Raw genomic sequence first — 22,942 nt, forward strand, 5'->3', positions numbered from 1 at the left:
TGCGGCACCGCCGCGAAGGCTATGCTTTCTTGGTCGTCTTCTTGCGCTTGGCCTTGGCCTTGGCCTTCGGCGCCTCGCTGTCGCGGGAAAGCAGCAGCACGGCACCGATCGCGAGCGCGCCGAGGCCGACGCCGGCAAGCGTCGCCAGCGTCACGCTGCGCGTCCGCTCGCGATCCGCGTCATCCTGCGCGCGGCGGGCGGCGGCGCGCGCCGCCGTCTCTGCAATTGCGGGCGATGGCGGGGGCGGTGCCTGGCGAGGGTAGGGGGCCTGGTTCGCGTCAGGAACGGGCGGGGTATGGCTCATGGGCGATCTTCCGGTCTGCTGGGGATGGGCGAGGGCGGCTTATTGATAGCCGCCTTCTTCCTCGCGCTCCTCGGCGGCCTCGGCCTGGGCTTCTTCCAGTTCGTCTTCGTTCTGGTTCTCGGTGGACTGGTCGTTGGGGTTCGGATCCTGGATCATCGGGACGGTCCTTTCTGGCTGGGTCTCCCCTTCAACCGTCCAGCCCGCCCCGGCGTTCCCCCTTACCAGCGGTAGTTGAAGCTCACGCTGATCCGTTCGCCCTTGCCGGCGTGGGGCATGACCTCGTGCCGAAGCCAGCTTTCCCACAAGAGGATGGTGCCGGGTTCCGGGTTCACCTCCACGAAGGTGGCGAGGCTTTCGGGCGCGTCCGGCCGGCGTGGCGGGGCCGCCATGAACCGTGCGAGGCGCGGGTCCTCCAGCTTGAGGCCGCCGGCACCCTCGGGCACGGCGACATAGACGGTGCCGGAGACGACGCTGTGCGGATGGATGTGGCCGGAGTGGCCGCCGCTGGGCTTCAGCAGGTTGACCCACAGGCTGTCGAGCTTCAGCCGGCGCCCGCCCAGGTCCATCGCGCAGGCTTCCGCAAAGCGCGCGACGTGCCGGTCGAGCAGGCGCTTCAGGTCGGCGAACACCGGGTCGCGGATCGGCAGGTCGTCGAGCGAGGCATAGCTGGTGTAGCCGCGGTAGCGATGCTCGCGCGACCAGCGCTTGCCGGCAAGGTCGTCCTCGGCCAGCGCGCGGACGCTTTCCTCGAGTTCCGCGATCAGCTCGGGCTGGCCGATCTGCTCCTGGTAGAGCGGGGTGGTGAAGAGGTGGCGGACGGGCATGGGGGCTCCTTAGTCCCGCTGCAGCCGCAGCGCGACCTCGTTCATGAAGCGGACGTCGTCGCCGCGCGCCAGCCACTCGGCTTCCGCCGCGACCGCGCCCAGCATGTCGGACAGGTCGTCGATCTCGGCCTTGGCATAATTGCCGAGCACATAGCCGGTCACCCGGTCCTTGTGCCCCGGATGACCGATGCCGAGCCGGACGCGGCGATAGTCGTTGCCGATGTGCTGATCGGTGGAGCGCAGGCCGTTGTGGCCGGCAGCGCCGCCGCCGGTCTTCACCTTCACCTTGAAGGGGACCAAGTCGAGCTCGTCGTGGAACAGCGTCACGTCGGCCGGCGTCAGCTTGTAGAAGCGCATCGCCTCGCCGACCGAGCGGCCGCTCTCGTTCATGTAGGTGCCGGGCTTCAGGAGCAGCAGCTTCTCGCTGCCGATGCGTCCTTCCTGCACCCAGCCCTGGAACGCCTTTTTCGGCGGGGAGAAACCGTGCACCTCGCCGATCGCATCGACGGCCATGAAGCCGACGTTGTGGCGCTGCATCGCATGTTGCGGGCCCGGATTGCCCAGGCCGACCCAGAGCTGCATGGCTGTCCCCGTGCTTGGGTGTTCCAAAAGAACATCGCCCCCGCAACAGGTTGCGGAGGCGATGCTGTCTTTACCGATGTCGGAAAAGGGAAGGGCTCAGGCGCCCGCACCCTCGACTTCGGTCTGCGTGTCGCCTTCGCTCGACTTGAGCGCGGACGGCGCCACGATCGTCGCGATGGTGAAGTCGCGGTCTTCGATCGCCGGCTGCGCGCCCTGGGGCAGCGTCACCGCAGAGATGTGGATCGAGTCACCGACTTCGGCGCCCTTGAGCGAAACCTCGACCTGGTCGGGGATGTTCGCTGCGTCGACCACCAGCTCCAGCTCGTGACGGACGACGTTCAGAACGCCGCCGCGCTTGATGCCGGGAGCCTCTTCCTCGTCGGTGAACACGACGGGCACCTGGACGGTGACGGTCGAGTGCTCGCCGATGCGCAGGAAGTCCACGTGCACCGGCAGGTCGGTGACGGGATCGAAAGCCACGTCCTTGGGCAGCGTGCGGATCGAGGAACCGCCGGCGTCGATCATCACGACCGAGTTCATGAAGTGGCCGGTCATCAGCAGGCGCATCAGTTCGCGACCGTTGACGTGGATCGGGGTCGGTTCTTCGTTGTTGCCGTAGATCACGGCGGGCACGCGGCCTTCACGACGAAGCGAACGGGAGGCTCCCTTGCCAACCCGATCGCGCGTCTCGGCCGACAGCGTAAGCTGGTCGCTCATCACAGTCTCCGTATTGCGCTTGGTTCCATGTTCGCCGACCGGGCCTCCAGGGATGACCCCGGCACGACAAGGGCGCGCGCTTACGCGAACGCGCGCCGGAACGCAAGCGAACCGCCGCCCAGAGTGGCCGCCGCTACTTCTTGAGCACGTCCAGCGCTGCTGCCGTCAGCGCCTCGGTCGCGGTGCCGATCACGGCCTCCGCATCCGGTGCCCAGCCGGCGCTGTGGAGCGAGGGCAGCTCCGCGAGCCCGTCCTGCGCCTTCGCCCATTTGTCGGCGGGCACCCCGCCGACCCAGAAGATCATGCTCTGGATCGACTTGTCCGCCAGATAATAGCGGCTGAAGTCCTCCCCGCCCATCGTCGCTGGCACCTCCTTGACCCGCGCTTCGCCGAACCGGCCGGTGAACAGCGTGCGCAGCTCGCCCGACAAGGGCTCGGTGTTGAAGGTGGCGGGCGTGTAGGTCTGCTCGACCTGGACGGTCGGCATGCGATCGTCGGGGATGCCGGCGGCGATCGCCTCGCCGCGCGCGATCCGGGCGATGCCGTCGAGCAGCTGCTTGCGCGACTCGTCGGTGTAGCTGCGCACGGTCAGGAGCAGCTTCGCCTCGTCGGGGATGATGTTGTGCTTGGCGCCGGCATGGAAGCTGCCGACCGTCACCACGCCCGGCGTCTGCGGATCGAGCTCGCGCGAGACCAAGGTCTGGAGCGCGCCCACGATACGGGAGGCAAGCACGATCGGGTCCTTGGTGGTGTTGGGATAGGCGCCATGGCCGCCGACGCCGCGGACCACCACGTCGACCGAGTCGACGTTGGCGAAGGTGTAGCCCGAATGGACGCCGAGGACGCCTGCCTGCAGCCCGGCGCTGTCGTGGAAGGCGATGGCATGGGTGGGCTTGGGAAAGCGCGTGTAGAGGCCGTCCGCCAGCATCGCCTGCGCGCCGAGCCCCACTTCTTCCGCCGGCTGCGCGATCATCACCAGCGTGCCGGACCATTGGCCTTTCATCGCCGACAGGTTGCGCAGCGTGCCGACCCAGCTCGCCATGTGCGTGTCGTGGCCGCAGGCGTGCATCACCCCCGTCTCGACGCCATCGGCGGTGGTGGCGCGGACCTTGGAGGCGAAGGGGAGGCCCGTCGCCTCCGTCACTGGCAAGCCGTCCATGTCGGTCCGGATCAGCAGCGTGGGGCCGGGGCCGTTGCGCAGCACCGCGACGACGCCGGTGCCGCCGACCTTCTCGGTCACGGTGAAGCCCGCTTTGCGCGCCTCGGCCGCCATGCGTGCCGCGCTCTTCACCTCCTGCCGGCTGAGCTCGGGAGCGGCGTGCAACTCGCGGTAGAGCGCGGTCAGATGCGGAAGCGCTGCCATGGTCGCGTCGCGCACCGGTTCGGCAGCGGCGGGCGAGGCCGCGGCGGAGAGGGCGGTGGCGAGCAAAGTGGCGGCGAACATTGGACGCATGGCGAATTCCCCCTGAAGTCGGCGCCAGCGTGCGACGGCCTCCCGCCCTTGGCAAGCGTCGCTCAGCCGGCGGGAACCAGCTCGATCACGTCCAGGGTGGATTCGAAGCGCGGATAGGGAAGGGCGATGCGCCAGCGGCCCTCCGCCACGCGCTCGACCCGGCCGGCCATGTCGCGGGTGGTGTCGCGGCCATAGTCCAGGGGGGCGGTCTCGTCGCTGAGCATCAGCGTGCCCAGGAAGATGCCGCGCACCTCGCTGTCCGGCAGGATGAGCCCGACCGGACGCTGTGAGCCGGTGCGCTTGTAGAAGCTCAGCACATCCCCCTCCTGCTCGATGCGGCAGTCGAAGAAGGGATAGGCGACGTAGCCGGGGGTGGCGGCACGACCGGTGCCGAGCTTGAAGACGCGGCAGCGATAGTCGCCGGGTGGTGGCGGCGAGCCGGGCAGCGCCAGGTCGGGATCGAACAACTCGCCCTGCGCGGCGACCCCCTTCGGACTAACCACCCGGGCCGCCGCCAGTGCCGCCATCCAGGCGGTGCGCCAGTTGCGCAGCCGGTCGCGATCGGCTGCGGTCGCCATCGAGCGCCAGTCGGGCGTGGCGCTCGGCGTGGCGGCAACGTCGGAACGCTCGGCTCCGCCATGGGCACAGCCGCTCGCGAGCAGTGCCGCCGCCAACACCGTCCAACACCCGCCAATTCGCATCCGCACCATCCCCCCGATCCGATTTCGTTTTGTCGAACGACCAAGCTCGCCGCTTCGATCCGCAAGCGCAAGCGCAAGCGCCGTCAGGCGGCGGTCCAGCCGCCATCCATCGAGAGGTTGGCGCCGGTGATCGCCTTGGCCTCTTCCCGGCAGAGGTACAGCGCGAAGGCGGCGACCTGCTCGGAAGTCACGAATTCCTTGGTCGGCTGGGCGGCGAGCAGCACGTCGTTCATCACCTGCTCGCGGGTCATCCCACGCGATTTCATCGTGTCGGGGATCTGCTGCTCCACCAGCGGCGTCCAGACATAGCCGGGCGAGATGCAGTTGACGGTGATGCCATGGGTCGCCGTTTCCAGCGCGATCGTCTTGGTGAGGCCGGCGATGCCGTGCTTGGCCATGACATAGGCCGACTTGTTGGGGCTCGCGACCAGCGAATGGGCCGAGGCGGTGGAGATGATCCGGCCCCAGCCCTGCCGCTTCATGTGCGGCACCGCGGCGCGCATCATGTGCCAGGCAGACGATAGGTTGATGGCGATGATGGCGTCGAACTTCTCGATCGGGAATTCCTCGATCGGGGCGACATGCTGGATGCCGGCATTGTTGACGATGATGTCGACCGAGCCGAATTCCACCGCGGAGCCATCGACCATCGCCGCGATCTCGTCCGGCTTGGTCATGTCGGCGGCATTGTAGCGCGCCTCACCCCCGCTCAGCGCCGCCAAGCCAGCGCGCTCACGCTCGATCGCTTCCGCATCGCCGAAGCCGTTGATGACCAGCGTCGCGCCCTCGGCAGCCAGCGCCTTGGCGATCGCCAGGCCGATGCCGGAGGTGGAGCCGGTGACGATCGCAGTCTTGCCCTTCAGGAACATGGCGGAGTCCTTTTGCTGGATCAGCGCGGCGCCGGGGGGAGCGGCGGCGTGCGGGTGAGGTCGTAGGCGGCGGTCTTGCCGTTGAGGAGGTCGGCGGCGACCACCTGTGCGTTCGCCATGGTCTCGGCGACGGCGGCACGGCCGGCGGCCCAATGCTCGTGCATGGTGCGCGCCGAAAATTCGAAGTCGCGCGATCCGCCCTCCCAGGCGTTCGCGCGGTAGATCAGCTGGACGAGGCTCACCGGCAGCTCGGCCGCCATCGTCGCGAGTGTCTGCACGTCCGGATCCGCCGACATCTCGTCAGGGAGTTTGGCGAGGACCTTGCGGATCGCCTCCCGCTCCTGGCGCAGCTTCATGCGCTCGTCGCTGACCTGGCGGGTGCGGCTGGAGAAGCGGATCTCCTTTTCGCGCGCCAGCACGTCGGTGAGGGTGCGGGGGCGATCGGCGGCCGCGGCGAAGAGATCGACCTGGAACACCAGCATCGCCGCGTCCTGATGATCGAGCACATGAGTGAGCGGCGTGTTGGAGACGAGGCCGCCGTCCCAATACCATTGCCCGTCGATCTCCACCGGCGGCAGGCCCGGCGGCAACGCGCCCGACGCCATGATGTGGCGCGCGTCGATGCGGCGCTCGCGCGTGTCGAAATAGGCGAAGTTGCCGCTCTCCAGGTTCACGGCGCCGACCGAGAGGCGCACCGGACCGTCGTTGAGCAGGTCCCAGTCGACCAGTGCGTCGAGCGTCTCGCGCAAAGGCTCGGTGTCGTAGAAGCTCAGCGCCTCGCGCGTGCCGGGCAGGGCGAGGGCAGGGGGCCAGAGCCGCGGGCGGAAGAAGCCGGGGACGCCTTGGCCGAGCACAAAGGCGGCGGACCATTCGTGCACCGCCTCGCGCACGCGGTCGTCGGGATAGAGCGGAAACCGCGGCAGCGCGCTGCTCGCCTGATCCCAGAAGGCGCGAAGCCGCTCGATCCGGCGCTCGGGCGGATTGCCGGCGATGATGGCGGCGTTGACGGCACCGATGGAGATGCCCGCCACCCAGTCGATCTCGATGCCGGCGCCTTCCAGCGCCTCGACCACGCCGGCCTGATAGCTGCCGAGGGCGCCGCCGCCCTGCAGCACCAGGGCCACGCAGTCGGGCAGCGGAAGGACATCGCGGCTGCGGCGCGTGCGGCGCAGGCTGGGATCGGCATCGGCCATCGGGAGCGACCATGGACCGGAAGCGCCGCGGCTTCAACGGGATGCGCACATTCGGCGGCGGGGCGTGCAACGTCCCGGCTCGCCGCGCATTTTGGTTGCGGACCTTCAACGAACGGGGATGGCGCGATGCGTCTCGACGATCTCGATCCGACACGGAACGCACGCGACCTGGGAAGCGGCGGCGGCGGGGGCGGCGGCTTCGGCCTGCTCGGCCTGTTGCCGCTGTTGCTCGGCCGAGGGCGGATGGGCTGCGGCAGCTTCGCGATCCTGGCGGTCGTGGTCGTCGGCTATCTGTTGATGAGCGGCGGCGGCGGCATCCTGGGCGGCGGCGGTGGCCAAAGCGTGCAGCAGGGCCGGGTCGCCAGCAGCGGCAACGGGAACGTCGCCTGCGATACCGAGGCCGAGCTGTTCTCGTGCCGGGTGATGACCTCCACCGAGCAGACCTGGGCCCGGATCTTCCAGGAACAGGGCGCCACCTATCGCCCCGCCACGATCAACTTCTACCAGGGTGGCGCCCAGTCGGGCTGTGGCGCGGCCCAGTCCGCGATGGGGCCCTTCTACTGCCCGCCAGACCAGGGCGTGTACCTCGACACCAGCTTCTTCCAGGAGCTCAGCCAGCGCTTCGGCGCGGCGGGCGACTTCGCCCAGGCCTATGTCATCGCGCATGAGGTCGGCCACCATATCCAGAACCTGACCGGTACGGCCGAGAAGGTGACGGCGATCCAGCAGCGTTCGAGCCAGGCGGAGGGCAATGCCGCCTCGGTCCGGCTGGAACTGCAGGCGGACTGCTATGCGGGCGTCTGGGCTGCGCGCAACCGCGACCGCATCGAGCCGGGCGACGTCGAGGAAGGCATGCGCGCGGCGCAGGCGATCGGCGACGACACGCTCCAGCAGCAGTCGCAGGGCCGCGTCGTGCCGGAAAGCTTCACCCACGGGACCTCTGCCCAGCGGATGAAGTGGTTGCGCACCGGACTGGAATCGGGTGATCCGGCCAAATGCGATACTTTTTCCGAAGCGATCTGACCCGATGAGCGTGGCCTTTCGACGTGAGGACGACGACGAGCACAAGGAGCCGAAGTTCGAGCTGCCGCTGCCGCCCGGCGAGAACCTGGTGACCCGCCGCGGCCTGGCAAAGATCGAGGCGGAGGTCGCCCGACTGGAGGCGGCGGTCGCCGCCGAGGCCGACGACGAGAAGCGCGCCACGCTGAAGCGCGACCTGCGCTACTGGCGCGCGCGCTTTTCCACGGCGAACATCGCGCCGCCGCCGCCCGAGGGCGAGGTCGCGTTCGGCTCTTGCGTGACCTTTCGCCTGAACGGCCAGACCCGCACCGTGTCGCTGGTCGGCAGTGACGAGGCGGGCCCCGCGGCTGGGCTGATCCCGTTCACCGCGCCGCTTGCGGTGGCGATGACGGGCGCGGAAGTGGGCGACCTGGTCGATTTCGGCGGGCGCCCGGCGGCCATCGAGGTGCTCGATACCCGTCCGATCGTGGAGCAGGCAGGCTGAGCGCGCCGCTTCGCGTCCTGGTCGATGCCGATGCCTGCCCGGTCAAGGACGAGGTGTATCGCGTCGCCGAGCGCCACGGCGCGCAGGTCACGATCGTCAGCAACGCCTGGCTGCGGGTGCCCCCGGGCGTCGAGCGGGTGGTGGTCGACAGCGGCTTCGACGCGGCCGACGACTGGATCGCCGAGCATGCCGACGCGCGATCCGTGGTGGTCACCGCCGACATCCTGCTCGCGGACCGGGCGCTGAAGGCGGGAGCGAGCGTGGTCGCACCCAGCGGCAAGCCGTTCACCACCGCCTCGATCGGCAGCGCCATCGCGGTGCGCGCGATCATGGCGGACCTGCGTGCCGGGGGCGAGCAGATCGGCGGACCACCGCCCTTTTCCAAGGCGGATCGATCGCGCTTCCTGCAGGCGCTCGACACGCTGCTGGTGCGGCTGGCGCGGACGGGGTAGCGCAGGGCTTCCCAAGGAGAACCATCATGGCCGAACGTTTCGAGCGCCATCGCCAGCCCTGGCGCCCCGACGAGATCCAGAAGCTGCACACGCTCGCCAAGAAGGGCATGGCCCTGAAGGCGATCGCCAAGGCGCTCACCCGCAGCGAGGAATCGGTGAAGCAGCGCGCCAAGGAAGACGGGCTGCCGATCGCCAAGCTGCACTGATCGCGCGGGCGGGAGACCCGCGCCGTCGCCTGCGTTGTGCCTGCGTCCCGAACAGGAGATGCAGAAGATGAAGGCGATGACAGTAGCCGCCCCGGGCGGCCTGGACCGGCTGCGGCTGGAGGAGCGGCCCGAGCCGGGCGATCCCGGCCCCGGCGAGATCCGCGTTGCGCTGCACGGAAGCTCGCTCAACTATCACGATTATGGCGTTGTGACCGGCGGCATGCCCACCGAGGACGGGCGGGTGCCGATGGCCGACGGCGGCGGAACGGTGGAGGCGGTCGGCGAGGGCGTCAGCGAATTCGCCGTCGGTGACTCGGTGGTGTCCTGCTTCTTCCCGGATTGGCTCGCCGGGCCCGCCAGGATCGGCGACTTCAGCCGGACGCCCGGCGACGGCATCGACGGCTTTGCGCAGGAGCGGGTGGTGTTGCCCGCCACCGCCTTTACGCGCGCGCCCAAGGGCTATGACGCGGTGGAAGCGGCGACGATCACCACCGCTGGCCTCACCGCGTGGCGCGCGCTGGTGGTCGACGGAAACCTCAAGGCCGGCGACACGGTGCTGCTGCTGGGCACCGGCGGCGTCTCGATCTGGGCATTGCAGATCGCCAAGGCGATGGGCGCGCGGGTGGCGATCACCTCTTCGTCCGACGAGAAGCTGGAGCGTGCCCGCGCGCTCGGCGCGGACTTCACGCTCAACTACCGGTCCGAAGCCGAGTGGGGCCGCCGGGTGCGCGACTGGAGCGGCGTGGGCGTCGATCATGTCGTGGAAGTCGGCGGACCGGGTACGCTCGCCCAGTCGATCGAGGCGGTGCGGGTCGGCGGGCACATCTCGCTGATCGGCGTGCTGACCGGGCGCGGCGGCGAGGTGCCAACCGCGGCGCTGATGGCCAAGCAGGCACGGCTGCAGGGGCTGATCGTCGGCAGCCGCGCGGACCAGCAGGCGTTCGTCACCGCCCTGGAGGCGACCGGCATCCGCCCGGTCGTGGACCGGCGCTTCGCACTCGAAGACCTTGCCGATGCCTTCCGCTACGAGGAAAGCGGCAGCCACTTCGGCAAGATCGGCGTCGAGTGGTAGGAGGCCCCTGAGCTTCGTCTCCATACAAAAAGGGCCCGGACCGAAGTCCGGGCCCTTGCCGTAGGTGCTGCCAGGCAGGGGGGAAGCCTGGCAGCGCTCGGGCGCTCAGCGGAAGGTTGAGCCGCCCTGAGGGGTGGTTCCGCCGGTCGTGCTCGACCCCGCGGCAGTACCCGTTCCCGACGTACCGCCGGTATTGGCGGTGGCGCCCACCGTGCTCAGCGTGCCGGTGGTGCTGGTCGTGCCGGTGGTGTTGGTGGTGCTGGAGCCGGTCGTGCCCGTGCTGCCGACGCCGCGGCCCGCGCCCGACCCGCCCTGCGCATCGTCACCGAACATCGCCTGGCTGTGCTCCTCGTCGCGCCAGTGGCGCTTCGCCTCGTCCGCGGTCTTGCGGATCTTCACCTTGTCGTCGACCGTCTCGATCCAGCGCGACGGGATCGAGTGGTGGCGGCCGTGGGCGTCGGCATCATTCTTGGTCAGGAGGATGCGGTCGCCACGCACCTTGTCGACGGTGCCGACGTGCTGACCGTCCGAGCCGACCACTTCCATATGCTCCTGGACGCGGTTCAGCGAGGTGCGCTGGCCCTGCCGCTCGGTGCGCCAGCTGCTGAACTCGTTGTGGAACTTGCTCGCATTCTCCTGGCGATATTCGTCATAGTCGCGATCGAACTCGGCAAGCTGGTTGCTGCGCCAGTTGCTGTAGTGGGGATCGTGGCCATAGCGGTCGTCGCGACGCTCGCGCTGCTCGTCATAGCGCTGGTCCAGCTCGCGGCGGCGTTCCGCCTCTTCGTCGCCGAACCAGGAGCGGACCTCGTCGCCGGCGCGTTCCAGGAAGCCGCGCTCGTCATGGTCATAGCCCTGCGGCCGTCCGCCGAAGCGCCGCTCGTCGCGGTCGTCCCGGTCGCGGTAGCGGTTCTGCGCGCCATAGCCGCGATGATGATCGCGTTCGCCATGGCTGCGCTCGCCAAAGCTCCGCTCGCCATAGCCGCGTTCGCCGTGGCTGCGATCGACGAAGCCGCGCTCGCCATAGCCGGAGGATGCGCCATAGCCGCGAGGGCGCTGGTCGCGGTCGCTCAGATACCGGCCGCCGGAGTTGCGGTCGCCGCCGTAGCGGTTGTCGCGATCCCAGCTGCTGCCTTCGTCCTGGTTGTCGACGTCGGTGAAGCGGTGGCCGTCGCTCGCATAGCTGCCGCGGTAGGGCTGGCTCGACCCGCGGTCGCGATAGCGCCCGCCGCCGTATCCGCCCGAACCTTCGCCGCCGAAGTTGCGCGCGCCATAGTCCCGGTTACCAAAGTCCCGGTTGCCGTAGTCGCGGCCGCCATAGTCACGCTCGCCATAGCCACGACCCTCGTCACGCCGGTAGCCGCCGCGGCCGCGATCCTCGTCATAGCCGGCCGCCGCATAGTCGCGCGCGCTGGAATAGGTATAGTCGCGGCCCGAGCCGAAATCTTGGCCATAGTCACCCGCGGTACCGCGCCCGCGGGGGTAGCGTTCATACGCCATGGATCGTCTCCTGAAACGTCATCCTGCGGTGCCGCGTCTCGTGGCGCAGCTTCCGGAAATTATAACAGGTTAAGGATGAGCCGGTTCCGCGCGCTGGACGCACGGCGGGTGCCGTTCGGCGCACGATGCGGGGGTGGTTTCGGAAGAAGGCGACGGTTGCATCGCCCGAAAAGCCCGGCTAAGGGAGCGGCCCCGGCTTTGCCGGGGACGGGGCGGGGCTGTAGCTCAGATGGGAGAGCGCTGCAATCGCACTGCAGAGGTCAGGGGTTCGATTCCCCTCAGCTCCACCACCCCGAAAGCCCAGCATTTCCCCCTGTTTTGTGTTGCTGGCCTCTCCGAGCTTCTGACAATCTGACGCTGCTGGGACCGCACTGGGACCGCAGGCCTCGGCTGGATTACGATCGCGAGAGTCTCAAGGAGCGGCCTGTAGGGTTGTGAGGCAAAACTCGGCGGGGACGAAACCCGAGTAGCGTCAGGTCGTTGGATATCGACACGCCGGCCCGGAGGCCCTGCCGATGCCAAGGTACTTTATCAACCTTCGGACCGGATCTCATGTCGCCAGCTCCACGGAGGTGAAGCGTGAGGATCTGACGAAACTTCGGTTGGAACTGGCAAAATTCGTCGGGGAGGTCCTGAAGGATCATGCCGAGCAGATCTGGTCGGATGAGTTGTGGCAGATCGAGGCGACTGATGAATCGGGGCTGATCCTTTTGATGATGCACGTTTCCGCATCTGGCACACCAGCGACGCGCTTGGTTCCAGCCGCACCAGCGGGCGTGTAAACTACATAGCCGCGGATGATCTGGGTCGCAGATGTACCGTGGTGTACCGCTTCATCTCCGACCAGTAGTCCTCGACCGCCTCAATCAGCGCGGCCAGATAGTCGGGCCGCAGGTGCCGGTAATTCCGCTTGTTCGTACCCTCCCCGATGTGCCCGGCGGCTGCCTCGATCTGTGCCTCCGGCACGCCGCGCGCGTGCATCTCCGTGATGATGGTGTGGCGTAGCGTGTTCGGTGTTCCGCGCCCCCGCAGCTTCGGCCGCGGCTCAGTCTCGCCCAGCTTCCGACGCGGCGGCAGCATGGCTGGCTTGCCGTTCAAGTCCAGCACCGGCCGGCTGATCCCAGCCTCCACGAGACAAGCATCGAAGGCGTTGCCCAGGTCGTAGCAATCCCGCTCGAAGAACTCCGGCACGCCCGGATCGGCCCACTTCGCCTGCGCCAGCTCTGCGCGGTACTTGATGACCTTGCCGCTGACACCTTCCAGCCACGGCGCCAGCGTCGGCGCGATCGGCACGATGGAACGGCGCTTGGACGTCTGGTCGCGATCCGGATCCAGGAAGAAGATCAGGCCGCGGTCGATCTGGTGATCGTGCAGGTCGAGGATTGCTTCGCTCCGGCCGCAGGTGCTCAGCGCGATTAGAGAGTAGAGGAACACGTGATACCGCTCGGGCCGGCTCCAAGCAGCTTCCAGCAGCGCGGCGACCTGCTCCATTGAATAGGTGAGGTCGCGCGGCTTCGCCTTCTCCTTCGCGTCTACGTCCTTCACGAACGGCGCGGCCTCGATGAGCTCCTCACGCCATGCCCAGTTCAGCGCGCCGCGGAGGGCAGCCAGGTCGCGGCTGATCGTGTGGCCGCCGACGTCTTCACCCTTCCGGAAGGCGATGAAGCGGTCGACGAACGTCTTGTTGACGTCCGCGACTGTCACGCCGCCGACGACGCGGCCCAGGCGCTGCTCTCGATCGAAGAAGCGCAACAGGTGCTGCACCGAAATGGCGTAGCGCGCGCTGTCGGCCTTCGTCGCGACATGATCCCGCATCCAACCGGTCAGCAGCTCCGGCACCATCGCCTGCGCCTTCGGCTGGGGCTCGGCCGGCTTGCTCGCCTCCAGGTAGTGGCGTGCTAGCGCTTCCCGCGCTGCCTCGGGCGGCTCAGCGCTGCCGCCTCCTCCAATGCCTGTCTTGCGGCGGCGCCGTGTACGAGCTGCGGGATCGTACCAGCAGATGCTCCAGTCGTCTCGCTCGGCTCGGTATTCGAGCCAGTAGGAGCCGAGTTGGACGCGCTCAGCGCCTTGGGCCTTCTGTCGCGCCATGTGGCGACGAGCTCCTTTCTGCGTTCGTCGGTGAGAATGGAATAGGCGGCGGACTCGACCAGCGCGCGCACGACATCCGGCGCCAGATGAGCCCTGGTCCCGTTCCGCGCCGCGCGCTCCAGTTGGTCGGTGAGTTCGTGGAAGGGCAGGGTCACGCTGCGCCTCCCGGGTAGTCCGCTGCCAGGAACAGGGCGCGCCACTCGTCCCAGAGCCGTGCCACCTCCTGCGCAGCCCTCATGCGCGCGGTGCGCTCCAGTGGCGACATCGCGCTCGATCGGCGAGCGTCCGCGGCGTATCGGCGGTGAAGCGCCAGGGCTGCTTCGTCAAAGGCTCGCCAGGCGAGGTCGGTGGGCGAGTTCTCCACAGCGAGCCGGATCATGCTGCCGGCTCCTCTGCGGAGGTCACAGCTTCGTTGCTGCGGACCTCCCGCACATAGGAGAGCAGCTCCTCGGTGTTGTCGAACCAGGCGCAGCTTGCCCACGACGAGCAGGAGACAATCTTGCCGTTCGGCATCGCCACGAAGTTGCCGATGTCATTCGGCTCGCTGACGCTGTCATTGATGCCAGAGGCGGTAACAGGGCGGACTTCGCCGTCGATGCAGAGGGCCCAGCCGATCAGCGGCACGGCTTCGACAGACCACTCGGCCGGATCGTCGTCACCCGTGAACACGTGCAGGAAGCTGGTCCCGGGTTCCGACGGGATCAGCTGAACGGGCCTCTGGCCGAACCCCTCCCACGTCATCAACCCCGTGTTCGTGGTGCCGTCCGCCTGCCGAAGCTTGAGCATTTCCACGCCGTGCCGGTTCTCGACCGCCGAGGCGCTGACGATTTGGTGCATCGGGATGAAGCACGAGTGATGATAGACGCCAGTCATGAGCGGAGCTCCGAATTGATGGTCTCGAAGGGAGACGGCGACCGCTGAGCGGCGGCGATCAGGCGCTGGAGCTTACGGGCCAGTTTGTCGCACAACGCCCGCGTCTTTGCCGGTGTCTTGGTCTCGACGCTGGTTGAGCTGAGCAGAGCGATCATCGACAGCATGGCGTCGATGACCTCGCCGCTGCGCACGAAGGCCGCGCGCGGTTGGCCGGGCTCGTCGACGATCGACACCGTCATGATCGCCTGCATGAGCGCCTCGGTGAAGCGTGCCTGATAGGCGTGGTCGACCTCGCTCATGCTGCTGCAATCCACGGCCGGGCCGGTTCGGCAAGACCGAGGCCACGAGCCTCCGCCAGCACCTTCGCCGCCAGTTCCTGGTTACACTCGAACCCCTCCTCGACGATCTGGGCGATTAGCAGCAGCTTCGTCATCACATCGTTGGACGTAGCCGACGGCGTGTCGAACAGCCGCTCCTCAAGCTCGTACATGTGACGGCAGATCGCCTTGCCCTCGTCGTCCGAGAGGTCCGCCTTATCCAGTCCGCTCAGGGCCGCGTTTCGCTCCTGGAGGATGTTGTGGAGACCCGCGGAATCGTCCGCAGCGGGCTGGGCAGGACCTGACTTGCGCGGCTCGACTGCTGCCGGTGCAGCCTGCTCAGCGTTCTTCGGGCGGTCGTCCGCGCCCATCGCGGCCAGATCGACACCGCCAAGCTTCGCGAGATCGTCGATCGCGCCCCACAGCTGGCGAGTCTTGCTGTCAGCTTCTCGAAGCCCCGCCAAGAAGTCCGGGTGCCGGGGATCGACCATGGCGTGGTCCGACCACGCATCGCCTGCGACGGCAGGGAACAGCTGCCGCAGCTTGGCCAGCACCCCCTCGATCGTCGTCGCGCGCGTGGTGAGGATGACCTCTCTCGCCGCCTCGCTGCGCGCATCCGCCGCGATGTTCCACGGATTTCCCTCCAGATCAGGGCCGAACGCGAACCAGTGCTCCTCGTCGCTCCGCAACTCCGCGAACGCGGCGAGAAGATCAGCATCACTTTGGATGAAGGCGCCCAACCGGCCGAACCGCCGCGCGTCGATGGCGAGGTGCGTCATGACCTCGGCGACGCGGGCGAGATCCCAGTCTCGCTCTTCCTCGATCAGCTTCAGCTTGACGGCCATCTCTGCCGGGGAGGGGGCCGGCGTCAGATAGAGGCGGATGCGGCTGTCGTCATAGGAGGCGACGCGCACGTCAAACTCCTTCTCGGCAGCCAGGAGCGTGGCGTCTGCTGCCTCGCGATCGTCCTCCGCCGCGGCCTCGAAGCGCTGGTGAGCAGCCGCGAGTGTGCCGTCCCTGTAAGCCCGCATCTCCCGCTGGTCTTCGATGACGTTGTCGTAGAGGCGCTGCCAATGCGCGAGCAGGCCACCCATGTAGGGAGCTGGGGCGGCAGCGCTCTCGAGCAGGTCGCCGGCGTGGCGCTTGATCGCGTCGACCACTGCCTCTCCGTCGCCCGCAATCGGGTCCACCACGTCGAGCCTCGCCGTCTCGCACAGCAGACGGATGGCCAGGATGAGACCGTTAGGAGAGGGAGGAGCGAGCTTGGCGAGTTCCACCGCTGCATCGGCCGCCACTCTGCTGAGCGGGAGGTAAGCCTGCCAGTTTGGCTCCGTACGAAGCTCTACCCCAGCATCGGCGAGAAGGGGCTCGATTTGCTCGTCCCAGTGAGCGTCACGGGCGGCGATCGCAGCTTCCGCCTTCGCGAGCGCGGCGTCCCAGGCTGCGAGATCTAGCGGCTGGGGCTGGTCCGCTACCTCGTCGAGTGTCTGCTCCGGCGTGCCGCCGAAGGCCTGATTGATCGCAACCAGAGCCGCGGCCGGCGCGCGCGAGGGTGCCTGCGCGGCCGGGAAGTCGATGTGCTTGAATTGCGTTGCCACTTTGGCCTCCATTTGAAGCGCCGCGGACCGGGCAAGGTCTGTGCGGCAATGGAAGCAGTGTGCATTAGGTGCACATATCCGTCAACAAAGATTGTGCACTAGATGCACTTTCAGTCCGGCCACTCCTCGTCCGGGTACCAGTCAGGCTCGGGATCAGCCTCTTGCGTCCCCGGCTTAGGTTGCGGCTCTCGCGTGGGTGGGAGTACGGGCACCTCGCCGTCAAAGGCCGCACGGATCACACCGCCGTAGTCGGTGAGCTCCTGGAAGATGCACTGCACCTCGTGGCCGGCCTTCATCAGGCCTCCGATGAAGGGAGCGCGTTCGGCGGTCAGATAACCCAACTGAATACCGCGGCAGCTGAACACTGCGATGGCATTCTCGTCCTTCGGGTTCTTCGGTTCGGGGACGAGTTCGACCGGCTCGCCTGGCCGGCAGATCTGAAGCTCGAAACGTCGCGTCGGGCCGCGCTTGTTCGGGTGCGCAGCGCCGACAACGGCTAGGCTAAGGGCGCGCAATCAGTGGCGCGCCCACGCAGTGAAATGGGAATCCGCCTGCGAGAACCGAATCAGGTGGCCCACTTCCTCAAGAAGAAGGGCGTCACCGGTGGGAAGGCCGCGGTCGTCCTGTACGGCAACCCGCTCCACATGCTTGTAAAGCGGATTGCGGGAGAGGTCGTAGAACTCCTTGAATCGACGCGCGACAGCCTCTCGGTCGGCTACGGGCTCGACAAACGCGATGGGGCTGCGTTCCGCCTCGTCCAACACGACGGCGCTAACCCTGTAGTGGCTGCCAAGGTGTCCTGAAACCTGCTCGTTAGTCCGCACCCTTCGGGCGCCGACGGTATCAACAACCTTGCCAAGCAGCGAAGCTTTGAAATCATGCAACGGCGCCTGATTGGTTGCGAGCGCTTTGTCCGCGATGAGCCGCGAAGCGCAGCCAACCAGCGTCAGCGCAACGCCCAGGTCATCATCGTCTGAGCAGCGGCGAAAAACCCGCAAGCCGTCGAGTTCGCAGCCGTACGACGCGACTTCATTACGGACAGCATCGGCCAAGCGGCGGCCAGTTTGAATGCCGAGGTTAGCCAGCAGCATAGCTGCATAGCTGTTGTCATGTACCGTGTAACCGTACTGCTCAGAACGCACTATTACTGCGACATTGTGACCGCTGTGATAGATCTGAGGAAGATAAACCTCGTACCCCTGATTGGTTGCTTCCACATCGACCATCGCGCAAATGGCCGAGCGGATACCTTCCGCTGTTATCTGGCGCTCACTCATCGTAGTACATGTTCAGCTGCTCGGACATGTAAGGTGGCCTTTCATACTTGCCCAAAAACTGCGTGTTAGTTCTTGCCAAAAACTCGGTGAACCACTGAACATGGACCATATCTCTTGAGTCTTGCTCCGCGATTTCGCAGGGCCATGTCGTCCAGTGTGACGACGTGACGATGCGCCTTGCACTCTTGTTATTGTGTGCCCTCGCGGGGTTCACGTCCAACGCAAAAATTCGCTCACCGTAGACCAGCAGAAAACCGCACTTTCGAGGTAGGCGCCGGGTGTGAGCCGTCATCATGAGCCGCACTCTCGCGCGTGTCTCTGAAGGAACGATGACGCGAAGATCGCTGCTGGCATAATCTCCGTGGACGTTGTCACGCCAGACCACGGAGTCATAAATGACTTTGGGCTCGGATAGGATGCGAGCGACCGTCTGATGGAACGTCGGCGTTGTCAGGCGGAAACCTCCATCACAACTCCCCCGCGCGCCAGATCACGCGGCGTTCGGAAGGCGCCGGCCCATTCACAAACGCTTCCCTACAAACACCACACGCGCGACGATATTCACGAAATCGATCGGCTCCTCGTCAGGCGCTACGGCGGGATTGTCCGAGAAGATCTGGTATCGGTCGCCTTTCACCCGCAGGCGTTTAATCGCGGCGATGTCGCCGATCGTGTAGGCCCAGAGAGCGTCCTGCTCCTTCACCTCCCGCTGGGATCGGTCCAGCAGCACCAGGTCGCCGTCGTCGATGGTCGGCAGCATCGAGTCACCTCGGCCGCGTGTCCAAGTCAGCAGTTCCGCAGGTGACAGCGTGATCGTCTGCACCCACTCTTGCGGGAACTGGAGCACCTGCACCTCGACCGGGCTGTCAGCGAACGTCGCGCCAAGGCCGAAAGCTAGGTCGATGTGTTGAATGCCAACAGTCTTGATGTCATCATTCTCAGGCACCTGCAGGACCGCAGGGGTTTTGGGAGAAGGCTGCTCCGCAGAAATCCCGAAGCGGAAGAGTACCTCGTCCCGAGAAACGCCAAGCGCCTTAGCCACTGCATCAGCGCGCCGGGCGTTGAGAGCCACCTTCCCGTTTGCGATTTTATTTGCGACTGAGCGCTCGACTCCCATCGGTAGGGCGAGATCGCCGTCCTTCAGGCCAAGCTCCGCCTTCTTCGATTTGAGCCACTCCACGTCCATGTGCCTATCATGCACAGCGGAGCGAACGCTGTCGTGCGCATAGGATGCACAGTCCAGGCTTGACCGGTGTGCAATATATGCACATGATGGAGCCATGAGCACAGCCCTAGACACCTATCTAAATCGCGAGCGGATAAAGGACGCAGAATTTGCGCCTCGCATCGGACGCGACCGCTCAATGGTCAGCAAACTACGCCGCGGGGTTGTGCGTCCAACGCTCGACCTTGCTGATCGGATTGAACAGGAGACAAACGGGGAAGTGCCCATGCGATCTTGGCTGGAAGCGCCGGCGACGGAGCAGGCGGTCGCATGACCCTGCCACCGTAAGCGTGGGCAGCAGACCGCCTTGCTATTGAGTGCGGCTCTTTTGGTAGGCGAGTTTGCCGGCGTGGCGGCGGATGGCGATGGCGGCGACGGCGCGGCGGGTGAAGCGTTCGTCGATGTCGTCGGCGTTGTAGGGGCCGCCATACCATTCACGTAAGCGGTCGTGTTCTTCGTGGCCGGGGTCGGCCATGGCATCGAGGAACATCTCGAACCCGGGCAAGCCGCCGACATCTTCGGGCGGGCAGCGCCGTTCCCCGTCGACGAAGCACGGATATTTGACGTCGGGTTCGCCGGGGCCGACCGTCTCGACGGTGATGGTGTGCCGCCAGTCGTCGCCCATGTCGTAGGTATAGACGAACTCCCGCACGCCCCGGTTGATGAGCGTCGCGAGCTTCACGTTCTTTGCAGCGGTTATGCCGCTCTCCGGCCACATTGGGTCGGGGATGCCGTAGCGCCGATCGGCGGCCTCGAAATGCCACAGATGATAGTCCTCCCAACCCATCGCAGCCTGGACGATGTCGTGGAGCATCTTGAGGCTGGCGGTGGCCGGCACGTCGACCCGGCGCCAGATGGCGGGTTCGATGTCGTTGAGGATGATATGCAGGCGGGCGATGGTCTCGACGCTCATGCCGCCAGTCTGGCAGGTTCGGGGGACCAGTTCCACGGCATGAGTTCGTCCCAGCGGCTGGCTGGCCAGTCACCGGCCACCTTGGCGATGACATCGGCGATATACGCCGGTGGGTCGACGCCGTTCGCCTTGCACGTCTGGATGATGGTGTAGATGGCCGCGGCCCGCTCGCCGCCTGCGCGCGAACCGGCGAACAGCCAGTTGCGGCGTCCGACCGCGACACCGCGCAGCGCACGCTCCGCGATATTGTTGTCGATCTCCAGGCGACCATCACCCAGGAAGCGCGACAGCGCTAGCCAGCGTTTCGTGCCATAGGCGATGGCCCTTGCCATGTCGGACCTCGACGACAGGCGGCGCAAGCTGGCGTCGAGCACCTCGCGCAAGGCGTCGACCAGCGGTCGACTTTTCTCCTGTCGGGCTCGCCATCGCACGTCGGGTGGTTGGCCACGGACCTCGGCCTCGACAGCGTAAAGCGTGCCGATCCGCTCGAGGATATCGGTGGTCAGCGGTGTAGGCGACCGTTCGTGCAGGTCGAAGACCTTGCGCCGGAAATGTGCCCAGCATGCCACCTCGGTGACGCCACCCCGATACAGTCCGTCATAACCGGCATAGGCATCCGCCTGCAGGAAGTTGCGGAAGCCGGCGAGATGAGACAGCGGGTGCGCGGCGGTGCGGTCTGGCGTGAAGCGATACCAGGTCGCGCGCGGCGCCGTGCTGCCGGATGCCTGGTCGTCGGCCGCGTACACCCATAACCGGCCAGTCGCGGTCTTGCCCCGGCCGGGGTCGAGCACCGGCACCGGCGTGTCGTCGGCATGGATCTTGTCGGCCTTGAGCACCTCGTCGCGGATGCGGCTGACGATGGGGTCGAGAAGTGCTGCGGCCTGTCCGGTCCAGCTCGCCAATGTCGAGCGGTCGATGTCGATACCTTGCGCTGCCATCATTTCGGCCTGGCGGTAGAGCGGCAGATGGTGGTCGAACTTGGAGACGACGACGTGCGCCAGCGTCGCGAAGGTCGCCTTGCCTCTGGCCACAGCGCTCACCGGTGCGGGTGCCTGGACAATCTTCTCGCATACCCGGCAACTGTATTTGGGGCGGACGTTGCGCACGACGCGCCAGCGCACCGGCACAATGTCGAGCATCTCGTGTGTGTCCAAGCCGAGCGCGCGCAACGCACCGCCACAGTCCGGGCAGGTGCAGGCACCCGACGCCGGCTCGTGGACGACCTCCTCGCGCGGCAGATGTCCGGGCAGACTGCGGACGGGCACCGGCCGAACCGCCACGCCAGGGTCAACCATCTCAGGCCCAGGCGCATCGCGCTCGGTCTCGAGTTCCTCCAGCGCCAGTTCGAGTTGCTCAATCTCGCGCCCCAGCTTTTCGGACGACGCGCCGAACTGCATTCGCCGCAGCCGCGCGATCTGTCCGCGCAGCGTATCGATGAGCAGGTCGCGGGCGGCAAGCGCGGCATTGGCCCGGGCGAGCGAAGCCTCCAGCGCGGCGATCCGCGCGGTCGCATCAGCAGGGGAAACAGGCGCTTCCGACACTCCGTTTCCATAGCAGATTGCAGGTCGGCGAGCGAGAGAAAGTGGCGCAAAACCGCCGTTCCTACCCTGCCAGCGTCGGCGTGAACGTCCGCTCGGGGCGCCGCCAGTCGATGCCTTCCAGCAGCATCGACAATTGCGCTGGCGTCAGCGTCACCGTGCCGGTCGCTGTCACTGGCCAGACGAAACGGCCACGGTCGAGCCTCTTGGAAAACAGGCAAAGCCCCTGGCCGTCGAACCACAGCAGCTTGACCAGATGCCCCCGCTTGCCACGGAACGCGAACAAGCCACCCGAATGCGGGTTCTGCGCCAGCACCTGCTGCACCAGCACCGCCAAGCCATCGAACCCCTTGCGCATGTCGGTCACGCCGCACGCCAGGAACACCCGCGTCGGCAACGGCACTGGCACCGGGCTCATCGCAGCACCGACAAAACCCGTGCAAGCACATCTGCATCCACGCCTGCGTCGACACTCACCCGCACGCCGCCCGGCAACTCGATCTGGATGAGCCCCGATGGATATGGCGCCGGCTGTGGCGCTGGCGGCGTCAGTTCCGCCACCTGTACCTCGGCAAATACCGGCAGCGACGGCATCGCCCCGGCCAACTTGCCTTCGCGCAGCTGCTTGCGCCACGTGTAGATCAGGCTGCTCGATACCTCGCGATGCGCGATGACATCGCAGACCCGACCCCCCGGTCGGAACGCCTCCGCCAGGATCTCCAGCTTCTCCGTGTCCGACCATCGGCGCCGGCCTGACACCCGGCCAACCACCTCCATCCGACCAGTCATACGAGTGCTCGTATGACTGGTCGTAGAACCCAAAACTTCCCGCACCGCCGCGCCCTCGTCAAAGGCGACAAGCATCCCTGCTACCGGCGCTACCGCAAGACGGCCTGCTGACCACGCTTACCTGCCACCGGCCTGCCCAGGAGAGCATGATGTCGCCACAGTGCGAATGGTCACAGGCAGCCATTGCCGCCGTCCTCGTTCTTCACAGCTCTTGGCTTGGGCGAAGCGTGAGCCGTTTAGAGCGCAATGTTCGCGCACTGGACGATATGATGATCGTCACCCGTGCCGGTTCCTTCGCACCTTCGACCGACAGCGACAGCTTACCCGATCCCCTCGGATCGATCGTGAGTCCAACCTCGCGGGGCGAGGGATATCGCTGGGCGGTGTGCCCAGCGATAGACCCTCCGCTGTCCAGTATCGGGGTGGTCTCGACAAACTCGGTCGCACACTCGGCCCGCTCAATGATCAAATCTTCGTCGAGGCGGTTCGCCAGGTCCAGTTTGCAGGAAAACCCCTTCGTCCCACGGTGCCAGTCGGCTCGGATGATGGGCAGCGCGGCTCGGGCGCCCTGAAGGCGCCGCTCGATATAGGAGCCGGCCGCTCCACCCATTCCGAGAGCAGTCAGCACGACTGCTGCCCATTCAGCTGTAATCTGCATGATGCAGGATTCCGTGCCGCTAGGGCGTTGTCCAGCGGTGCGTTGCCCACGTCCTCAGTCATTCACCGGCACCGTGCACCGAACGACGTCGACGATGTCGTCGAGGATGTACAGCGCCGGCCCTTGCAGCGTCATGCTGTTCAGATCCTGCAGGCGATCCAGGAAATAGTGGGCGACATCGTTGCCCAGGTCCTCCCGCAGCATCGTGTCCACCAGCGCGGCAACCATGTTGCCGATCGCGAGCGCTGTGACCCGGCTGTCCCGTCGAGCTTTTCGATCCTTCACCATG

At 66.7% G+C, this 22,942-nt stretch carries 29 protein-coding genes and 1 tRNA gene; 7 read left to right on the forward strand and 23 right to left on the reverse strand.

Annotated features, from left to right (window positions below):
* Positions 1–19: 19 nt before the first annotated feature.
* The 8 genes from MHZ35_RS08100 to MHZ35_RS08135 all read right to left on the reverse strand — a co-directional run bounded on the left by MHZ35_RS08100 (position 20) and on the right by MHZ35_RS08135 (position 6,643).
* Entirely contained in the window at positions 20–304 is a 285-nt protein-coding gene (locus tag MHZ35_RS08100; protein ID WP_239435142.1) for a hypothetical protein, read from the reverse strand.
* 218 nt (positions 305–522) lie between these two features.
* Complete coding sequence (locus MHZ35_RS08105; RefSeq protein WP_239435143.1) at positions 523–1,128, reverse strand: TIGR02466 family protein; 606 nt, start codon at positions 1,126–1,128, stop codon at positions 523–525.
* Positions 1,129–1,137: 9 nt separating this feature from the next.
* Positions 1,138–1,710, reverse strand: coding sequence for an aminoacyl-tRNA hydrolase (pth, locus tag MHZ35_RS08110; RefSeq protein WP_125962223.1), 573 nt, complete (start codon positions 1,708–1,710; stop codon positions 1,138–1,140).
* 96 nt (positions 1,711–1,806) lie between these two features.
* Positions 1,807–2,427, reverse strand: a complete 621-nt coding sequence (locus tag MHZ35_RS08115; protein WP_125962222.1) for a 50S ribosomal protein L25/general stress protein Ctc — start codon at positions 2,425–2,427, stop codon at positions 1,807–1,809.
* A gap of 133 nt (positions 2,428–2,560) precedes the next feature.
* On the reverse strand, positions 2,561–3,871 hold the full coding sequence (locus tag MHZ35_RS08120; protein WP_446741031.1) for an amidohydrolase: 1,311 nt from the start codon (positions 3,869–3,871) through the stop codon (positions 2,561–2,563).
* A 71-nt stretch (positions 3,872–3,942) separates the two neighbouring features.
* Positions 3,943–4,557, reverse strand: a complete 615-nt coding sequence (locus MHZ35_RS08125; protein WP_239435145.1) for a DUF4893 domain-containing protein — start codon at positions 4,555–4,557, stop codon at positions 3,943–3,945.
* A 107-nt stretch (positions 4,558–4,664) separates the two neighbouring features.
* Positions 4,665–5,450 carry a 3-hydroxybutyrate dehydrogenase gene (locus MHZ35_RS08130; protein WP_239435146.1) on the reverse strand — a complete coding sequence of 262 codons (786 nt, stop codon included), beginning with the start codon at positions 5,448–5,450 and terminating at the stop codon, positions 4,665–4,667.
* A 20-nt stretch (positions 5,451–5,470) separates the two neighbouring features.
* A complete protein-coding gene (locus MHZ35_RS08135) occupies positions 5,471–6,643 on the reverse strand; it encodes a patatin-like phospholipase family protein (RefSeq protein ID WP_239435147.1) in 1,173 nt (390 codons plus the stop codon).
* A gap of 126 nt (positions 6,644–6,769) precedes the next feature.
* Between MHZ35_RS08135 and ypfJ the strand changes: the two genes are divergently transcribed.
* The 5 genes from ypfJ (at position 6,770) to MHZ35_RS08160 (ending at position 9,877) form a co-directional block, all read left to right on the forward strand.
* Positions 6,770–7,666, forward strand: coding sequence for a KPN_02809 family neutral zinc metallopeptidase (gene ypfJ, locus MHZ35_RS08140; protein ID WP_239435148.1), 897 nt, complete (start codon positions 6,770–6,772; stop codon positions 7,664–7,666).
* Positions 7,667–7,670: 4 nt separating this feature from the next.
* Positions 7,671–8,147 carry a GreA/GreB family elongation factor gene (locus MHZ35_RS08145; RefSeq protein ID WP_239435149.1) on the forward strand — a complete coding sequence of 159 codons (477 nt, stop codon included), beginning with the start codon at positions 7,671–7,673 and terminating at the stop codon, positions 8,145–8,147.
* A complete protein-coding gene (locus MHZ35_RS08150) occupies positions 8,144–8,599 on the forward strand; it encodes a YaiI/YqxD family protein (RefSeq protein WP_239435178.1) in 456 nt (151 codons plus the stop codon). Before MHZ35_RS08145 ends, MHZ35_RS08150 begins: the two co-directional genes overlap by 4 nt.
* A 26-nt stretch (positions 8,600–8,625) precedes the next feature.
* On the forward strand, positions 8,626–8,805 hold the full coding sequence (locus MHZ35_RS08155) for a hypothetical protein (RefSeq protein ID WP_125962215.1): 180 nt from the start codon (positions 8,626–8,628) through the stop codon (positions 8,803–8,805).
* 67 nt (positions 8,806–8,872) lie between these two features.
* The gene (locus MHZ35_RS08160) at positions 8,873–9,877 is read left to right on the forward strand and encodes a zinc-dependent alcohol dehydrogenase family protein (protein ID WP_239435150.1); all 1,005 of its coding nucleotides are present in this window, start codon (positions 8,873–8,875) and stop codon (positions 9,875–9,877) included.
* Positions 9,878–9,982: 105 nt separating this feature from the next.
* On the opposite strand, the gene MHZ35_RS08165 is transcribed toward MHZ35_RS08160, so the two are convergent.
* A complete protein-coding gene (locus MHZ35_RS08165; RefSeq protein ID WP_239435151.1) occupies positions 9,983–11,377 on the reverse strand; it encodes a DUF2171 domain-containing protein in 1,395 nt (464 codons plus the stop codon).
* 214 nt (positions 11,378–11,591) lie between these two features.
* Here MHZ35_RS08165 and MHZ35_RS08170 point away from each other — a divergent pair.
* Positions 11,592–11,667: transfer RNA gene (locus MHZ35_RS08170), tRNA-Ala, on the forward strand.
* Between the two features lie 225 nt (positions 11,668–11,892).
* Complete coding sequence (locus MHZ35_RS08175) at positions 11,893–12,159, forward strand: DUF6894 family protein (protein ID WP_446741030.1); 267 nt, start codon at positions 11,893–11,895, stop codon at positions 12,157–12,159.
* Position 12,160: 1 nt separating this feature from the next.
* On the opposite strand, the gene MHZ35_RS08180 is transcribed toward MHZ35_RS08175, so the two are convergent.
* From MHZ35_RS08180 to MHZ35_RS08245, 14 genes are all read right to left on the reverse strand, one after another.
* Entirely contained in the window at positions 12,161–13,465 is a 1,305-nt protein-coding gene (locus MHZ35_RS08180) for a tyrosine-type recombinase/integrase (RefSeq protein ID WP_239435153.1), read from the reverse strand.
* Between the two features lie 151 nt (positions 13,466–13,616).
* Positions 13,617–13,844, reverse strand: a complete 228-nt coding sequence (locus MHZ35_RS08185; RefSeq protein ID WP_239435154.1) for a hypothetical protein — start codon at positions 13,842–13,844, stop codon at positions 13,617–13,619.
* A complete protein-coding gene (locus tag MHZ35_RS08190) occupies positions 13,841–14,302 on the reverse strand; it encodes a hypothetical protein (protein WP_239435155.1) in 462 nt (153 codons plus the stop codon). The genes MHZ35_RS08185 and MHZ35_RS08190 overlap by 4 nt, the downstream gene beginning before the upstream one ends.
* Before the next feature lie 32 nt (positions 14,303–14,334).
* Positions 14,335–14,637: a hypothetical protein gene (locus tag MHZ35_RS08195; protein ID WP_239435156.1), complete on the reverse strand. Its 303-nt coding sequence runs from the start codon at positions 14,635–14,637 to the stop codon at positions 14,335–14,337.
* Entirely contained in the window at positions 14,634–16,253 is a 1,620-nt protein-coding gene (locus MHZ35_RS08200) for a hypothetical protein (protein WP_239435157.1), read from the reverse strand. The genes MHZ35_RS08195 and MHZ35_RS08200 overlap by 4 nt, the downstream gene beginning before the upstream one ends.
* Positions 16,254–16,363: 110 nt before the next feature.
* A complete protein-coding gene (locus MHZ35_RS08205; protein ID WP_239435158.1) occupies positions 16,364–16,768 on the reverse strand; it encodes an HIRAN domain-containing protein in 405 nt (134 codons plus the stop codon).
* On the reverse strand, positions 16,769–17,530 hold the full coding sequence (locus tag MHZ35_RS08210; protein ID WP_239435159.1) for a hypothetical protein: 762 nt from the start codon (positions 17,528–17,530) through the stop codon (positions 16,769–16,771).
* Positions 17,531–18,050: 520 nt separating this feature from the next.
* Positions 18,051–18,716: a LexA family transcriptional regulator gene (locus tag MHZ35_RS08215; protein ID WP_239435160.1), complete on the reverse strand. Its 666-nt coding sequence runs from the start codon at positions 18,714–18,716 to the stop codon at positions 18,051–18,053.
* Between the two features lie 349 nt (positions 18,717–19,065).
* Entirely contained in the window at positions 19,066–19,668 is a 603-nt protein-coding gene (locus MHZ35_RS08220; RefSeq protein WP_239435161.1) for a plasmid pRiA4b ORF-3 family protein, read from the reverse strand.
* The gene (gene tnpC / locus MHZ35_RS08225; RefSeq protein WP_037447087.1) at positions 19,665–21,209 is read right to left on the reverse strand and encodes an IS66 family transposase; all 1,545 of its coding nucleotides are present in this window, start codon (positions 21,207–21,209) and stop codon (positions 19,665–19,667) included. The genes MHZ35_RS08220 and tnpC overlap by 4 nt, the downstream gene beginning before the upstream one ends.
* Positions 21,210–21,270: 61 nt before the next feature.
* The gene (gene tnpB, locus MHZ35_RS08230) at positions 21,271–21,624 is read right to left on the reverse strand and encodes an IS66 family insertion sequence element accessory protein TnpB (protein WP_037447084.1); all 354 of its coding nucleotides are present in this window, start codon (positions 21,622–21,624) and stop codon (positions 21,271–21,273) included.
* The gene (gene tnpA / locus MHZ35_RS08235; protein ID WP_239435162.1) at positions 21,621–22,070 is read right to left on the reverse strand and encodes an IS66-like element accessory protein TnpA; all 450 of its coding nucleotides are present in this window, start codon (positions 22,068–22,070) and stop codon (positions 21,621–21,623) included. Before tnpA ends, tnpB begins: the two co-directional genes overlap by 4 nt.
* 127 nt (positions 22,071–22,197) lie before the next feature.
* Positions 22,198–22,653, reverse strand: a complete 456-nt coding sequence (locus tag MHZ35_RS08240) for a hypothetical protein (protein WP_239435163.1) — start codon at positions 22,651–22,653, stop codon at positions 22,198–22,200.
* A gap of 54 nt (positions 22,654–22,707) precedes the next feature.
* Complete coding sequence (locus tag MHZ35_RS08245; protein WP_239435164.1) at positions 22,708–22,941, reverse strand: hypothetical protein; 234 nt, start codon at positions 22,939–22,941, stop codon at positions 22,708–22,710.
* Position 22,942 lies beyond the last annotated feature (1 nt).

The sequence above is a fragment of the Sphingomonas sp. ACRSK genome (genome assembly GCF_022346685.1).
Lineage (GTDB): Bacteria > Pseudomonadota > Alphaproteobacteria > Sphingomonadales > Sphingomonadaceae > Sphingomonas > Sphingomonas molluscorum.

Excerpts from the sequence above, each read along its gene's own strand:
- MHZ35_RS08210 (WP_239435159.1), bottom strand. The coding sequence starts at position 17,530 with ATGAGTGAGCGCCAGATAACAGCGGAAGGTATCCGCTCGGCCATTTGC.
- MHZ35_RS08105 (WP_239435143.1), bottom strand. The coding sequence starts at position 1,128 with ATGCCCGTCCGCCACCTCTTCACCACCCCGCTCTACCAGGAGCAGATC.
- MHZ35_RS08180 (WP_239435153.1), bottom strand. The coding sequence starts at position 13,465 with ATGGCGCGACAGAAGGCCCAAGGCGCTGAGCGCGTCCAACTCGGCTCC.
- MHZ35_RS08145 (WP_239435149.1), top strand. The coding sequence starts at position 7,671 with ATGAGCGTGGCCTTTCGACGTGAGGACGACGACGAGCACAAGGAGCCG.
- MHZ35_RS08220 (WP_239435161.1), bottom strand. The coding sequence starts at position 19,668 with ATGAGCGTCGAGACCATCGCCCGCCTGCATATCATCCTCAACGACATC.
- MHZ35_RS08135 (WP_239435147.1), bottom strand. The coding sequence starts at position 6,643 with ATGGCCGATGCCGATCCCAGCCTGCGCCGCACGCGCCGCAGCCGCGAT.
- MHZ35_RS08195 (WP_239435156.1), bottom strand. The coding sequence starts at position 14,637 with ATGAGCGAGGTCGACCACGCCTATCAGGCACGCTTCACCGAGGCGCTC.
- pth (WP_125962223.1), bottom strand. The coding sequence starts at position 1,710 with ATGCAGCTCTGGGTCGGCCTGGGCAATCCGGGCCCGCAACATGCGATG.
- MHZ35_RS08160 (WP_239435150.1), top strand. The coding sequence starts at position 8,873 with ATGAAGGCGATGACAGTAGCCGCCCCGGGCGGCCTGGACCGGCTGCGG.
- MHZ35_RS08155 (WP_125962215.1), top strand. The coding sequence starts at position 8,626 with ATGGCCGAACGTTTCGAGCGCCATCGCCAGCCCTGGCGCCCCGACGAG.
- tnpA (WP_239435162.1), bottom strand. The coding sequence starts at position 22,070 with ATGCTTGTCGCCTTTGACGAGGGCGCGGCGGTGCGGGAAGTTTTGGGT.
- MHZ35_RS08100 (WP_239435142.1), bottom strand. The coding sequence starts at position 304 with ATGAGCCATACCCCGCCCGTTCCTGACGCGAACCAGGCCCCCTACCCT.
- MHZ35_RS08175 (WP_446741030.1), top strand. The coding sequence starts at position 11,893 with ATGCCAAGGTACTTTATCAACCTTCGGACCGGATCTCATGTCGCCAGC.
- MHZ35_RS08130 (WP_239435146.1), bottom strand. The coding sequence starts at position 5,450 with ATGTTCCTGAAGGGCAAGACTGCGATCGTCACCGGCTCCACCTCCGGC.
- MHZ35_RS08240 (WP_239435163.1), bottom strand. The coding sequence starts at position 22,653 with ATGCAGATTACAGCTGAATGGGCAGCAGTCGTGCTGACTGCTCTCGGA.
- MHZ35_RS08190 (WP_239435155.1), bottom strand. The coding sequence starts at position 14,302 with ATGCACCAAATCGTCAGCGCCTCGGCGGTCGAGAACCGGCACGGCGTG.
- MHZ35_RS08215 (WP_239435160.1), bottom strand. The coding sequence starts at position 18,716 with ATGGACGTGGAGTGGCTCAAATCGAAGAAGGCGGAGCTTGGCCTGAAG.
- ypfJ (WP_239435148.1), top strand. The coding sequence starts at position 6,770 with ATGCGTCTCGACGATCTCGATCCGACACGGAACGCACGCGACCTGGGA.
- tnpB (WP_037447084.1), bottom strand. The coding sequence starts at position 21,624 with ATGAGCCCGGTGCCAGTGCCGTTGCCGACGCGGGTGTTCCTGGCGTGC.
- MHZ35_RS08245 (WP_239435164.1), bottom strand. The coding sequence starts at position 22,941 with ATGGTGAAGGATCGAAAAGCTCGACGGGACAGCCGGGTCACAGCGCTC.
- MHZ35_RS08185 (WP_239435154.1), bottom strand. The coding sequence starts at position 13,844 with ATGATCCGGCTCGCTGTGGAGAACTCGCCCACCGACCTCGCCTGGCGA.
- MHZ35_RS08120 (WP_446741031.1), bottom strand. The coding sequence starts at position 3,871 with ATGTTCGCCGCCACTTTGCTCGCCACCGCCCTCTCCGCCGCGGCCTCG.
- MHZ35_RS08115 (WP_125962222.1), bottom strand. The coding sequence starts at position 2,427 with ATGAGCGACCAGCTTACGCTGTCGGCCGAGACGCGCGATCGGGTTGGC.
- MHZ35_RS08165 (WP_239435151.1), bottom strand. The coding sequence starts at position 11,377 with ATGGCGTATGAACGCTACCCCCGCGGGCGCGGTACCGCGGGTGACTAT.